Origin of the sequence: Nocardia sp. NPDC058058 (assembly GCF_042885355.1) — a bacterium.
Taxonomy (GTDB): Bacteria; Actinomycetota; Actinomycetes; order Mycobacteriales; family Mycobacteriaceae; genus Nocardia.
Genome location: NZ_JBHVSA010000004.1, coordinates 1122146 through 1134405 on the forward strand (window position 1 = coordinate 1122146; position 12260 = coordinate 1134405).

General features: G+C 66.8%; 12 protein-coding genes. 10 read left to right on the plus strand and 2 right to left on the minus strand.

Annotation, left to right across the window (positions count from 1 at the left end; genetic code table 11):
* Window positions 1–346: 346 nt before the first annotated feature.
* From ACFVUS_RS36210 to ACFVUS_RS36245, 8 genes are all read left to right on the plus strand, one after another.
* Complete coding sequence (locus ACFVUS_RS36210) at window positions 347–1108, plus strand: ABC transporter permease (protein WP_387778541.1); 762 nt, start codon at window positions 347–349, stop codon at window positions 1106–1108.
* Window positions 1109–1840, plus strand: coding sequence for an ABC transporter ATP-binding protein (locus ACFVUS_RS36215; RefSeq protein ID WP_387777248.1), 732 nt, complete (start codon window positions 1109–1111; stop codon window positions 1838–1840).
* Window positions 1833–3425, plus strand: a complete 1593-nt coding sequence (locus tag ACFVUS_RS36220; RefSeq protein ID WP_387777251.1) for an FAD-dependent oxidoreductase — start codon at window positions 1833–1835, stop codon at window positions 3423–3425. The genes ACFVUS_RS36215 and ACFVUS_RS36220 overlap by 8 nt, the downstream gene beginning before the upstream one ends.
* On the plus strand, window positions 3425–3787 hold the full coding sequence (locus tag ACFVUS_RS36225) for a 4Fe-4S dicluster domain-containing protein (RefSeq protein ID WP_387777254.1): 363 nt from the start codon (window positions 3425–3427) through the stop codon (window positions 3785–3787). The genes ACFVUS_RS36220 and ACFVUS_RS36225 overlap by 1 nt, the downstream gene beginning before the upstream one ends.
* 18 nt (window positions 3788–3805) lie before the next feature.
* Window positions 3806–4804 (plus strand): ABC transporter substrate-binding protein, encoded by a 999-nt coding sequence (locus ACFVUS_RS36230; RefSeq protein WP_387777257.1) that lies wholly within the window; start codon window positions 3806–3808, stop codon window positions 4802–4804.
* A 79-nt stretch (window positions 4805–4883) separates the two neighbouring features.
* Window positions 4884–6338 carry a flavin-containing monooxygenase gene (locus ACFVUS_RS36235; protein WP_387777260.1) on the plus strand — a complete coding sequence of 485 codons (1455 nt, stop codon included), beginning with the start codon at window positions 4884–4886 and terminating at the stop codon, window positions 6336–6338.
* A gap of 50 nt (window positions 6339–6388) precedes the next feature.
* The gene (locus ACFVUS_RS36240; RefSeq protein ID WP_387777263.1) at window positions 6389–6865 is read left to right on the plus strand and encodes a MarR family winged helix-turn-helix transcriptional regulator; all 477 of its coding nucleotides are present in this window, start codon (window positions 6389–6391) and stop codon (window positions 6863–6865) included.
* A 91-nt stretch (window positions 6866–6956) separates the two neighbouring features.
* Window positions 6957–8384 carry an MFS transporter gene (locus tag ACFVUS_RS36245; protein WP_387777266.1) on the plus strand — a complete coding sequence of 476 codons (1428 nt, stop codon included), beginning with the start codon at window positions 6957–6959 and terminating at the stop codon, window positions 8382–8384.
* Window positions 8385–8493: 109 nt separating this feature from the next.
* Here ACFVUS_RS36245 and ACFVUS_RS36250 read toward each other — a convergent pair whose 3' ends face one another.
* Window positions 8494–10263: an ABC transporter ATP-binding protein gene (locus ACFVUS_RS36250; RefSeq protein WP_387777269.1), complete on the minus strand. Its 1770-nt coding sequence runs from the start codon at window positions 10261–10263 to the stop codon at window positions 8494–8496.
* Between the two features lie 76 nt (window positions 10264–10339).
* Between ACFVUS_RS36250 and ACFVUS_RS36255 the strand changes: the two genes are divergently transcribed.
* On the plus strand, window positions 10340–10939 hold the full coding sequence (locus tag ACFVUS_RS36255) for a TetR/AcrR family transcriptional regulator (RefSeq protein WP_387777272.1): 600 nt from the start codon (window positions 10340–10342) through the stop codon (window positions 10937–10939).
* A 63-nt stretch (window positions 10940–11002) separates the two neighbouring features.
* Window positions 11003–11449, plus strand: a complete 447-nt coding sequence (locus tag ACFVUS_RS36260) for a hypothetical protein (protein ID WP_387777275.1) — start codon at window positions 11003–11005, stop codon at window positions 11447–11449.
* Here the strand turns inward: ACFVUS_RS36260 and ACFVUS_RS36265 are convergent.
* Window positions 11446–12162, minus strand: a complete 717-nt coding sequence (locus tag ACFVUS_RS36265) for an SDR family NAD(P)-dependent oxidoreductase (RefSeq protein WP_387777278.1) — start codon at window positions 12160–12162, stop codon at window positions 11446–11448. The genes ACFVUS_RS36260 and ACFVUS_RS36265 overlap by 4 nt on opposite strands.
* Window positions 12163–12260 lie beyond the last annotated feature (98 nt).

Here is a 12260-nt window from a genome sequence, read left to right on the forward strand (position 1 = left end):
CGGAGGCCTTCCTCGATGTCGGCCAGGTGGGCGTAGCGCATAGTGCCGATCATTTGGTCCGCAGTAGCCGGGTCGCTGACGGGTGGGGATTGTGCAAGGGGCTTTCCACATCGTGGAAAGAAGTGGGGGGTTCAGAATCGGTCTGATCTGAAACGTTCAGGGGGAAGGGTTGGGGAACTTACGGTTTCGGGCACCTACTCACCCGTGAGGAACGTGTCCGATGACTGTGCAATTGGACCCGCCTGGATTGGCGGTGGCGGTCGGTTCCGGCCTTCGCCCGGCTGTTGAGCCCGAGATTTTCCCTTCCGATACGGCGGCGTCCGAGCCGTCCACGGCTCGCGTAGTCATGCGCAGGTTGGTGTCGGTGGCGCGGAAGTCTTCGGGGTTGGTGCTGGTACTGGTGCTGTGGCAGTTGGGGGCTCGGGGGTGGCTGGGGGCTACGACGCCCGCGCCCACCGAGGTGATCGAGGCTGGGCGGGAGCTGATTGTCTCGGGGGAGTTGTGGGAGCATTTGGCGGCCTCGTCGCGGCGGGTGGCGGTGGGGCTGTCGATCGGGATCGTGATCGGGCTGGTGTTGGGGGCGGCGGCCGGGTTGTTCCGCATAGCGGAAGATTTGGTGAACGGGCCGCTACAGGCGATGCGGATGTTGCCGACGCTGGCGTTGGTGCCGGTGTTCATCATCTGGTTCGGGATCGGGGATGAGTTCAAGATCGCGCTGATCATCGTCGCGCCGATCTTTCCGATCTATTTGAACGTGTTGGCCGGGATTCGAGGAGTGGACACTCGTCTGGTCGAGGCGGCGGAATCGCTGGGGCTCAATCGGTTACAGCTGACCTCGAAGATCATTCTGCCGGGCGCGCTGCCGCAGATTCTGGTTGGACTCCGGCAGGCGCTGGGGCTGGGCTGGCTGACGCTCGTGGTCGCGGAGATGCAGACGACCCCGGTCGGACTCGGCTTCCTGATGAATGACGCCAAGGAGTTCCTGCGCACCGATCAGATCTTCCTGGTGCTGGTGATCTATGCCGTGCTGGGCCTGCTCACCGATCTGTTCGTACGGGTGCTGGAGCGCCGATTCCTTTCTTGGCGAACCGGATTCGAGGGAGCGTAGATGACCACCACCATTGGCACCGCGGTACGCATTCGCGGCGCGCGCCGAGTCTTCGCCGGGCGCACCGTGCTCGACGGCGTCGACCTGGATATCGCGCCGGGCGAATTCGTCGCGCTGCTCGGCGCGAGCGGATCCGGTAAGAGCACCCTGCTGCGCGGACTCGGCGGGCTCGACCGCGGATTCACCGGATCTTTCGCGGCCCCTGCGTCCAAAGCCATTGTGTTCCAAGAACATCGGCTGATTCCCTGGATGTCGGTGTGGCGCAACGTCGTACTCGGCGTCAATCGCGCCACCAAGGCGCGGGCCATCACCGCCCTGGAGGAAGTCGGCCTGGCGGCCAAGGCCGATGTCTGGCCCGCCACCCTCTCCGGCGGCGAGGCGCAGCGCGTGGCCCTGGCCCGAGCCCTGGTCCGCAATCCCGAATTGCTACTGCTGGACGAGCCTTTCGGCGCACTCGACGCGCTGACCCGCCTCAAGGCCCAAGCGCTAGTCGCCCGCCTGTGGACCCAGCACCGCCAGGCGGTGCTACTGGTCACCCACGATGTGGAAGAGGCGCTGCTGCTCGCCGATCGTGCCCTCGTCCTGCGCGACGGCCGCATCGCCGAATCCTTCGAAATCACCGTGGCGCGACCGCGTTCGGTGCTCGACCCCACCTTCTCCGAACTCCGCCGCCGCCTGCTGCTCGCACTCGGCGTCGACCCCGAAGCACCGACAGGAGCCGACCATGAGTGAAACCTGGCAGTTGAGTACCGATGTGCTGGTGATCGGCGGCGGACCCGCCGCCTGCTGGGCCGCCATCCACGCGCGCGAGGCGGGCGCGGAGGTGACGCTGGTGGACAAGGGCTACTGCGGAACCAGCGGCGCCACAGCGCCTTCCGGCACCGGCGTCTGGTACGTGGCGCCCGAGGCGACCGCCCGCGCCAATGCCAAGGCGAGCCGCGAAACGCTCGGCGGGCACCTGGCCGACCACTACTGGATGGATCGGGTCCTGGATCAGACCTACGCGAATATGAACCGGCTCGCGGTGGAGGGCCGCTACCCGTTCCCGGTGAACGAGAGCACCGGCGAGCAAATGCGCACCGGCGTACAGGGTCCCGAATACATGCGCCGCATGCGCGCCTGGGTGAAGCGTGCCGGGGTCACCATCCTGGATCACTCACCGGCACTGGAACTTCTGGTCGATGCCGACGGTGTGGTGCGCGGCGCGGCCGTCTATCAGCGGCAGGCCGACCGCGACTACCGCATCGCGGCGGGCGCGGTGGTGCTGGCCAGCGGCGGCTGTGCCTTCCTGTCCCGGGCGCTGGGGACCAATGTGAACACCGGCGACGGCGCGCTCATGGCCGCCGAGGTGGGTGCGCGCTTCTCCGGTATGGAGTTCTCCAACGCCTACGCCATCGTGCCCAAGGGTTCGACCATCACCAAGACCGCCTACTACGGCTACGCCACCTTCTTCCACGAGGACGGCCGCGTGGTCGAGGGTGCGGGCTCCACCAAGGGCCGCTCGGTGATCGCGCGAACCCTGCTGTCGGAGAAGGTATTCGCGCAGCTGGATCGTGCCGACGCCACCGTGCAGGCGCAGATGCGGCTGGGTCAGCCGAACTTCTTCCTGCAATTCGACCGGCGCGGTATCGACCCGTTCACCGATCGATTCGAGGTGGACCTGCTCGCCGAGGGCACCGTGCGCGGCACCGGCGGCATCGATATCGTCGACGACAATTGCGCCACAACGGTTCCGGGTCTCTATGCGGCCGGTGACGCGGCCACCCGCGAACGCATCTGCGGCGGCTTCACCGGTGGTGGCAGCCATAATTCGGCGTGGGCCATGTCCTCGGGCAGTTGGGCGGGCCGGGGTGCGGCGGAATTCGCGCGCGACTCACGACCCGCTCACGCCGCACTGCGCGGTGCCGGACAGGTCGGATTGCGGCCTGACACTTCGGAATCCGTATCGGCGGACGAGATTGTCGCGGCCGCCCAGGCGGAGCTGATCCCGTTCGAGAAGAATCTGATGCGGCACGGCGATCGCATCGCCCCCGCGCTGGCCGAACTGGATGCGCTCTGGGAGCGTGCCGAGCGCGGCCTGGGTGGTGATGCCACCGGCGATGAGCGGGTACGCGCCCGCCAAGCCGCCGCCATCACCGCCGTCGGTCGCCTCATGTACCGATCCGCATTGTCCCGCACCGAGACTCGCGGTATGAGCAAGCGCTCGGATCATCCCGATCTCGATCCCGCGCAGCACCACCACATTCTTTCCGGTGGTCTGCACGAGGTGTGGACCTCTGCGTCCGAACCCGTCGGCGCGAGCGCGGCGGTGGCCTGATGATCGAGCTCGTCCGCGCCAACGATTGCATCGGCTGCGATAAGTGCGTCGATGTCTGCCCCACCAATGTCTTCGATCGCACCGAGAGCGGAATCCCGCTCATCGCACGGCAATCGGACTGCCAGACCTGTTTCATGTGCGAGGCGTACTGCCCGACCGACGCCCTCTACGTGTCCCCGGAAGTGACCCCGCTGCCCGACCCCACGGCGATTCCCGAGGAACAGCTCGGCCGCTACCGCCGTGAGATCGGCTGGGGTCAGGGCCGCAAGCCCGGCAGCCTGGTCGCCATCGGCCCGCGCCTGCCCCACGGCGCTCCACCGCCGCGTCTGTCCGAACTGACAGCGCTGCACTCCGAACCCTGATCGTCACGAAAGTTCTTCATGCGCAACCTGAGAAAGCTCGTTCCCGCCGCCGTGGCCGCACTCGCACTGGTGCTGTCCGGCTGCGGTTCGGGCGCCGACAGTTCGGCCACCCGCACCGAAATCAAAACCCTCCGCATCGGCGTCATCGGCAGCGGCAATGTGCTGACCGGAACCCTCGGGTTCGCCCATCAGCGCGGCGTCGTGTTGCCCGCGTTGAAGCCCTTCGGCGTGGACAATATCGAGGTCTACAGCTTCCCCAACGGCCCGGACCTGAATCAGGCCCTGGTCGGCGGCCGACTCGATGTGGCCAGCTACGGTGACACCCCCGCACTGGTGGCGCGCGGCAGCGGCCTGAAAACCCGTCTGCTGGGGATCAATTCGGTGAACTACAATGCCGGTGTGGTCGCCAAGGATCCGGCCATTCGCACCCTGAAGGATCTGGCGGGCAAGAAGGTCGGCGTCCAACTCGGCTCCTACATCGACCGCTACCTACAGGGCGCGCTCCAAGCCGAAGGCATCTCCGCGCAGCTGATCCACCTGCTCGCCACCGACGCCGAGGCGCCCCTCAACGGCGGTGACGTCGCGGCGGTAGCCCTGCCGGATGTGAACCCGTCCGCATCGCTACAGGCCTTCCTGGCCAAGGGATTCCACCTCGTCGACTCGGTCCGCGACAACCACCCCACCCTGGCCGGTACCAGCTCCGCGGTCAGCAGCCAGGACTTCCTGGACACCCACAGGGACTTCGGCCCCACCTGGCAGGCGATCCTGAACGACGCCAACAAATACTCCCGCGACCACTTCACCGACTACGTGAACTACGAAGTCACCCAATCCAAAGCCCCCGAGGCCGTAGTCCGCGCCACCGCCCGCATCGACACCATCCCCGACGACCTCTTCTCCCCCCAGGGCATCACCCTGCTCACCGGAACCAAGAAATTCCTGGTCGACCAGAAGAAGATCCGCGACGACTTCTCCCTCGACGACTGGTTCTACCGGGATCGCCCCAAGGCCAGCTGACCGCTCCCCGATCGCACCTCCCGATACCGCCCGCACGGGCTAGCATCGGGAGGTCTTTCGGCGCGAGGGGGCTGGCGTAATGGTCGAATGCAAGCGGGTTGTCGTGATCGGGGCCGGAATCTCGGGTCTGGTGACGGCAAAAGTGCTGCGCGAGGACGGATTCGACGTTCACGTACTGGAACAGGAACCCGAGATCGGCGGGGTCTGGACAGCGTCACGCACCTATCCGGGACTGCGCACCAACAACTCTCGCGACACGTATGCGTTCGCCGATCACCCGTACGGTCCGAGCGCGGACATGTTCCCCACGGCCGCCCAGGTGCGCGAATACCTGGCCTCCTATGCCGCCCGGTTCGAGCTCGAACCGGTGATTCGCCTCTCGACCCGGGTGACCGAGGTGGCCCGGCACGCGACCGGCTTCACGGTCACCGTCGTCGGCCCGGACGGTCCGGCCGAGCTGCCCGCCGATTTCGTGGTGGTCTGCACCGGCACCTACTCCGAGCCCGAGATGCCGAATATCGCGGGCCGCGAGCGCTTCGCCGGGACCGTGCTGCATTCGAGCGAGGCGACCTACCCGGCAGTATTCGCGGGCAAACGGGTCATCGTCGTCGGAGCCGGAAAGTCCGCGCTGGACTGCGCCGCCTGGGCCGCCGAGCACGCACGGGACTGCACCCTGGTATTCCGCACACCGCACTGGATGGCTCCGCGCTGGTTTCCGGGCCGCACCCCGGCCGACCAGGTCCTGCTGGGCCGGATGGCCGAGCTGTTCATGCCCTACCACCGGCGCAACCGGGTCGAGCGATTTCTGCACGGACGCGGCCGCGTGCTGCCTCGGATATTCTGGCGCGCAATCGAACTGGTCTTGCGCACGCTGTTGCGCATGCCGTCCGTCCTGGTCCCGGAGCAGCGCCTGCCGCGCGGCCTGGAGAACGCCGGATTCACCTCGGAGTTCTATCCGCTGGCCCGGAGTGGGCGAATCAGTCTGCGCCGCACCATGATCGACTCTTTCGGACCGGACACCGAGGTGCGCCTGACGGACGGTGAACGGCTGGACGCCGATATCGTGCTGTTCGCGACCGGCTGGCGTCAGACGCTACCGTTCCTGACGGCTGACATCACCTCGGAGCTGCTGCAGGACAGTGGATTCCGACTCTATAGGCATATCCTGCCGCCCACCGAACCGCGCCTGGGATTCATCGGTTACGCGTCCTCGACGGCGTGTCAGCTCACCTCCGAGATCTCCGCGCACTGGCTGTCGCAGGTGTTCGCCGATGAACTGAAACTGCCCACTGTCGATGAGATGGATGCCGAGATAACCCGGGTACGCACCTGGCTGGCCGAGGAATTCCCGGCCCGCGCCTGGGGCTTCTACGTCGGCCCGCACCTGATTCACCACATCGACGATCTGCTCACCGATATGGAGGTGCCGACCCGGCGCACCCGTAACCTGGTGACCGAGTACCTGGGTGACTTCACGCCCGCCCGCTATGCCGACCTCACGGCACAGCGCAGAGCGCGGGCGGCCGCCAGGTAGCCGTATGTGGCTGAATGCGGATTATCCGCTACGAAACTATACTTTGCGGTATGACTGCTCTCGCGCCCGTGCGTACCGAACGTGACCTGTCGTTTCTGTTGGATCGGACCAGTCACGTGCTGCGGACGCAGATGTCCGCGGCGCTGGCTGAGATCGGGTTGACGGCGCGGATGCATTGCGTGCTGGTGCATGCGCTTGAGGAGGAGCGGACGCAGGCGCAGTTGGCGGAGTTGGGGGATATGGATAAGACCACGATGGTGGTCACCGTCGATGCGCTGGAAAAGGCGGGGCTGGCGGAGCGGAAGGCGTCGAGTACCGATCGGCGGGCGAGGATCATCGCGGTCACTCCGAAGGGGGCGAAGTTGGCCGCGCGCAGTCAGGAGATTGTGGACGGGGTGCATCGGGACGCGCTCGGTTCGCTGCCCAAGGGGGAGCGGGAGGCTCTGGTGAAGGCGCTGAATCATTTGGTGGAAGGGCATCTTTCGACGACGGCGGAGGCGTCAACGGCACGTCGCGCACGGCAGTGACCTGCTACTTCACAAAAAGAGTCCGTTAGAGATTGTCTGCAACGGAACTATCTAGTACGGTCTCTCTTGTTGGTTCGAACAGGAGAAGATCATGACTGCGTCCAAAAATCTGGCCCTCGCGGTGCTGTCCGCCGCGACGCTGATGACCATCCTCGACGGCAGCATCGTGACCGTGGCGATGCCCGCGATTCAGCAGGATCTGGGCTTCACGCCCGCCGGGTTGAGCTGGACCGTCAACGCGTACCTGATCGCCTTCGGCGGGCTGCTGCTGTTGGCGGGCCGCTTCGGTGATCTGATCGGCCGCAAGACGATGTTCCTGACCGGCAATATCGTCTTCACCGCCGCCTCGCTGCTGGCGGGCGCGGCCACCAGCCCGGCCGTGCTGATCGCGGCGCGGTTCCTGCAGGGCGTCGGCAGTGCGATCGCCGCGGCGGTGGTGCTCGGCATCCTGGTCACCATGTTCACCGAGAAGACCGAACGGGCAAGGGCCATCGGCATCTTCAGTTTCACCGGTGCGGCGGGCGCGTCCATCGGCCAGGTGCTGGGCGGTGTGCTCACCGATGCGCTGAACTGGCACTGGATCTTCCTGATCAATGTCCCGATCGGGGTGCTGACCGTCGCACTGGCCGTCAAGGCGCTGCCCGCCGATCGCGGACTGGGTCTGGCCGCCGGAGCCGACGCGCTGGGCGCACTGCTGGTGACCGGCGGACTCATGCTGGGCATCTACACCGTGGTCAAGATCGAGGAGTACAGCTGGCTGTCGGTGCACACCCTGGGCCTGGGCGCACTGTCGCTGATCCTGTTGACCGCCTTCGTGATTCGCCAGCGCACCGCCGCCACTCCGCTGCTGCCGCTGCGTATCTTCCGCTCCCGCAATGTGTCCGGCGCGAATGTGGTGCAGATGCTCACCCTGGCCGCCATGTTCGCCTTCCAGATCATCGTCGCGCTGTACATGCAGCGGGTTCTCGGCTACACCGCGCTGCAGACCGGTCTGGCCATGCTGCCCGCCGCGGTCGCCATCGGCGGTGTCTCGCTGTTCGTCTCGGCTCGCCTGATCACCCGCTTCGGTGAGCGCGCCGTGCTGATCTCCGGACTGGTGCTGCTGCTGGCCGGAATGGCCTGGCTGACAAGGCTTCCGGTGCACGCCTCCTACGTCACCGATCTGCTCCCCATGATGGTGTTGATCGCCGGTGGCGGGCTGGTGCTGCCCGCGCTGACCAACCTGGGCATGTCCGCCGCCCGCGCCGATGACGCCGGATTGGCCTCGGGTCTGTTCAACACCACCCAGCAGGTTGGCATGGCCTTCGGCGTTGCGGTGCTCTCCACCCTGGCCGCCTCCCGCACCGGTGATCGCCTCGCCGCCGGGGCCGCCGAGGCCGCCGCGCTGACCGACGGATACCGCCTGGCCTTCATGATCGCCACCGGCGTGCTGGTCGCGGCCCTGGCCATCAGCGTCACCGTGCTGCGCCGCCCCGCCGCGGCGGTCGCCGCACAGCAGGAGTTCGTCGCGGTCGCCTGATTCGACAGCACCTCGAAACACTTCGGGCCCAGCGGATTACCGCTGGGCCCGAAGCGCGTCCCGGATAACCGATGCGGCGGATGTCGTGGACGCATCGGCCCTGCCGATATCAGGTCACCGGCGTCGGAGCGGAAATCCGCAGTGCGGCAACGAGTTCGCGGTACAGTTCATCCCCGGCATACAGCTCGCGGTGGGTTCCGGCGGCGCGCAGCGCACCGTCCTCCAACAGCCAGATGGTATCCGCGTCGATGACGGTGGACAGCCGGTGCGCGATGGTCACTACCGCGCTGTCCCGGGCGATATCCCGAATGACCTGCTGCACCGCCGCTTCGGTGCGCCCATCCAGCTGTGCGGTGGCCTCGTCCAGCAGCAGTATCTCGGGTCGCCGCACGATCGCGCGGGCCAGTGCGATGCGCTGGCGCTGACCGCCGGACAGGCTGGTCTGCGCCACCGGTTCGTCCAGCCCGCCGGGCAACCGGCGCACGGTTTCGGCCAGGCCGACCGCGTACAGCGCCGCCCACGCCTCGGTATCGGTGGCGTCCGGATGGCGATACAGCACGTTCTCCCGAATGGTGCCGGTCAGCAGCGGGGTCTCCTGTTCGACATAGCCGATGCGCGAGCGCACCGAATCGATGCGCAGGTCGCTGTAGTCCTTGCCGTCCAAGGTGATTCGGCCGCTGTCCGGTTCATGGAAACGCAGCATGAGTGAGAAGAGGGTGGTCTTGCCCGCACCGGACGGGCCGACGATGGCGGTATGCCCCCGACGAGGTACCACGGCGGTCAGCCCCGCGACCGCGGCACGATCCGCGCCCGAGTACGTCACCGAAACATCTTCGAAGGTAAGCACATTGGTGCCGAAGGAGCCGGTAGCCGCCGTATGCCCCGCCGAAACGTCCTCGGTGCGAATGGTTTCCGCTTCCCGCAATCGAGCGGCCGCGGCCACGCCGGATTGCAATTGCGCCAGCTGCCGCGTCATCTCGCTCACCGGCTCCACCAGTCCGAACGCGTACAGCAGGAAGGCCACCAGCGTCGAGACGGGGATCGCGCCCGCGTGCACCCGCCACGCGCCGTAGGCCAGGATCACGATGATGGCCAACTGGATTCCACTGCCCGCGACCGTCCAGGCGATCGCCTCGATGCGCACCGCCCGCACCGCGTGCCCGGCCGAATCCTCGGCGTGCGCGATCACCCGGCGGCTCTCGCGCTCCTCGGAACCACTGGACTTCACGGTGCGCACCGCGCGCAACCCGCCCTCGAGTACGCCGCCGAGCCGTCCGACCGATTCCTGCGCCTGCCGCTGTGCGACGGCGATGGCCGGCATGAGCCAGCCCGCGAGCACGGCGATGACGAGCACCGCCACCAGCGTGCACAGCAGCAGCGGCACATCCAGCACCGCCATCAGAATCAGCGTGCCCACCAGCGAGATCGCCCCGTTGATGAGATAGATCAGGCTCGATGACGCCGCCTCGCGCAACAGCAGGGTGTCGGAGGTGACCCGGGTGACCAACTCACCCGGCGGCCGGAATTGCAGATCTGGCAGCACACCGCGAAAGAACCTGCGCACCAGCGATGCCCGCGCGTCCAGCACGATGTGCTCGGCGATGCGGCCGAGCAGAATCCATTCCGCGAGCCCGAAGCCCGCGCCGATGACGAGCAGTCCGAGCAGCAGCGAGATCGGTTGCAGCAGTGAGCTGTCCGCGCCCACCGAGTCGAGGATCCATTTGGTGGCCAGGGGAGTGGCCAGCGCCGCGGCCGTATAGCCGAAGCCGAGGCAGAGTGCGAGCAGCAACCGTCCCCGGTGCGGGCGCACGAACGACCACAGCAGCATCAAATGCTGTGCGCGCCCGGTCGCTGGAATGGAGATTTCGGTACTCTGCATAACTCTAATGGAACACACATGTTCCATTAGAGTCAAGACATGCTCTGTTCGGGACCCTGCTGATACCGTTCCGAATATGCCCGCCACACCCGCCGCCACCGGCACCGGAGCCGCCAGGACCGGAGTTCGCGCCCGCACCCGCGCGGCCATCCTGGACGCGGCGGCCGAGGTACTCGTCACCACCCCGGCGGCCTCGCTCGGCCAGATCGCCACCGCCGCCGATGTCGGCCGCACCACCCTGCACCGCTACTTCCCGGAACGACTCGATCTGCTGCGCGCCCTGGCCCGGCACGTCACCGATCTGAGCACCGAGGCCATCGAGCGCGCCGAACCCCGCGGCGGCACCCCGCTCGCCGCGCTACGCCGGGTGGTGGAAGGGCAATTCGATCTCGGCCCGATCCTGCTGTTCGTCTACTCCGAACCCGCCCTCGCCGGTGACACCGACCTGTGGGCCGAACTCGCGCACAGCGAGAACGCGGTGGACGCCATCCTGATTCGCGTCGGCGAGACCACCGGGGCAACCCTGCCGCTGTCGTGGCAGCGGCGCACCTTCTGGGCGCTGCTCTACGCCGCGTGGGAGGCCGCCAAACAGGAGACCACCCCGCGCCACGAACTCGTCGACGCCATCATGACCACGCTGACCCGGGGCGTTTTCGCCCCCGCCGCAACCGATTAGCCCAAACCGGTTGCGGCGAGCCCCGCTTGCACAGACACTCACGAGAGAGGGGAGCGCGTGAGTATGAGAACAGCCCTAGCGGACGGCCCGCGCATCAGCCAATGGTGCGCGGACGATTTCACGCTACTGCCGGACGATGCCACCTGGCTGGGTCAGCTCGGCTTCGATCCGCCGGTCATGATCCGGCAGTGGCTCACCGAGATGCTGAGCGAGCGAATTCCGCGCACCAGCGTCGATTGGGTCGAGATCACCGCGCGGCCGCGGCAATTCACCGCCGGACGGCATGACGGCGATGCCACTTTCACGGTCACCCGGGTCGGGATGGTCATCGCCATGACCCTGGCCGTGCACTCGCCGGGCAGGCGGCGGCAGGTACTGCGGGGTGTGTTCACCTTCGTCATGACCGGGATGGGCGAGGGTCAGACCCCGCGTCAGCGCACCTGGCTGGATCTGGACGCGAGCCTGCGCCAGGCCGAGCGGGAGTTGAAGTCCCGCATGTTCGGCAGTTAGAAACCGACGTCGATCTCCACGCTGTCCCGCTCGGTGTACATGCGCCAATAGTGTTCGCCCAGTTCGGTATTGGTCATGCGGGCGATCTCCACCCCGGCCGGAACCAATTCGGGATGGTTGTCCACGATCTCCTCGGCGCGGCTGTCGCCGATCAGCACGCCGATATTCAGGACTCCCGCGTAGACGCCGGTGCCCCGGAGTTCATCGGCGAGCTGATGGACGTAACCGCGCTGAGCGGCAAGCGCCACACCGAAATTCGACAGGTACGGCTGCGACGCGTGCGGTGAGGATCCGGAGGAGTACAGCAGCGTGCCCGCGCCGCGTTCGATCATGGCCGGGGCGAGCGCGCGGGTCATGAGAATCGGCGAATGCAGTTTCAGCGCGAGCGGAACGCGCAGTCCGGGCACATCCAATTCCAGGGTGCTCGGGACCCGATCGCTCATCTCCCCGGCCGCGCCGTGCATGGCCACATCGATCTCGCCGAAGGTCTCCCCGATCGCGGCGATGGCCTTGTCGAGCTGATCCGCGTCGGTGACATCCGCCGGGAACGCGGCCGCCTCGATGCCCTCCGCGCGCAGGTCCGCGGCGTGCTGTTCGGCTTTCTCGGGTTTGCGCCCGATGACCGCGACCCGGAAACCCTCCCGCCCGAATCGCCGTCCAGTCCCGACGCCGAGCCCCGGTCCGTAGCCGAATATCGCGATGGTCTTGCTCATGACGCCTCACTAAGTTGAGCGTAGGTTCAAGTTATGCGCGTGACGCTAGCTTAAGTTGAACCCATGCTCAACATATTTCGCACCCCGAATTTGTAGGA

What these genes read in the sequence shown, in the direction of transcription:
- ACFVUS_RS36210 (WP_387778541.1), top strand. Translation starts at nt 347, where the DNA reads ATGCGCAGGTTGGTGTCGGTGGCGCGGAAGTCTTCGGGGTTGGTGCTG.
- ACFVUS_RS36215 (WP_387777248.1), top strand. Translation starts at nt 1,109, where the DNA reads ATGACCACCACCATTGGCACCGCGGTACGCATTCGCGGCGCGCGCCGA.
- ACFVUS_RS36220 (WP_387777251.1), top strand. Translation starts at nt 1,833, where the DNA reads ATGAGTGAAACCTGGCAGTTGAGTACCGATGTGCTGGTGATCGGCGGC.
- ACFVUS_RS36225 (WP_387777254.1), top strand. Translation starts at nt 3,425, where the DNA reads ATGATCGAGCTCGTCCGCGCCAACGATTGCATCGGCTGCGATAAGTGC.
- ACFVUS_RS36230 (WP_387777257.1), top strand. Translation starts at nt 3,806, where the DNA reads ATGCGCAACCTGAGAAAGCTCGTTCCCGCCGCCGTGGCCGCACTCGCA.
- ACFVUS_RS36235 (WP_387777260.1), top strand. Translation starts at nt 4,884, where the DNA reads ATGGTCGAATGCAAGCGGGTTGTCGTGATCGGGGCCGGAATCTCGGGT.
- ACFVUS_RS36240 (WP_387777263.1), top strand. Translation starts at nt 6,389, where the DNA reads ATGACTGCTCTCGCGCCCGTGCGTACCGAACGTGACCTGTCGTTTCTG.
- ACFVUS_RS36245 (WP_387777266.1), top strand. Translation starts at nt 6,957, where the DNA reads ATGACTGCGTCCAAAAATCTGGCCCTCGCGGTGCTGTCCGCCGCGACG.
- ACFVUS_RS36250 (WP_387777269.1), bottom strand. Translation starts at nt 10,263, where the DNA reads ATGCAGAGTACCGAAATCTCCATTCCAGCGACCGGGCGCGCACAGCAT.
- ACFVUS_RS36255 (WP_387777272.1), top strand. Translation starts at nt 10,340, where the DNA reads ATGCCCGCCACACCCGCCGCCACCGGCACCGGAGCCGCCAGGACCGGA.
- ACFVUS_RS36260 (WP_387777275.1), top strand. Translation starts at nt 11,003, where the DNA reads ATGAGAACAGCCCTAGCGGACGGCCCGCGCATCAGCCAATGGTGCGCG.
- ACFVUS_RS36265 (WP_387777278.1), bottom strand. Translation starts at nt 12,162, where the DNA reads ATGAGCAAGACCATCGCGATATTCGGCTACGGACCGGGGCTCGGCGTC.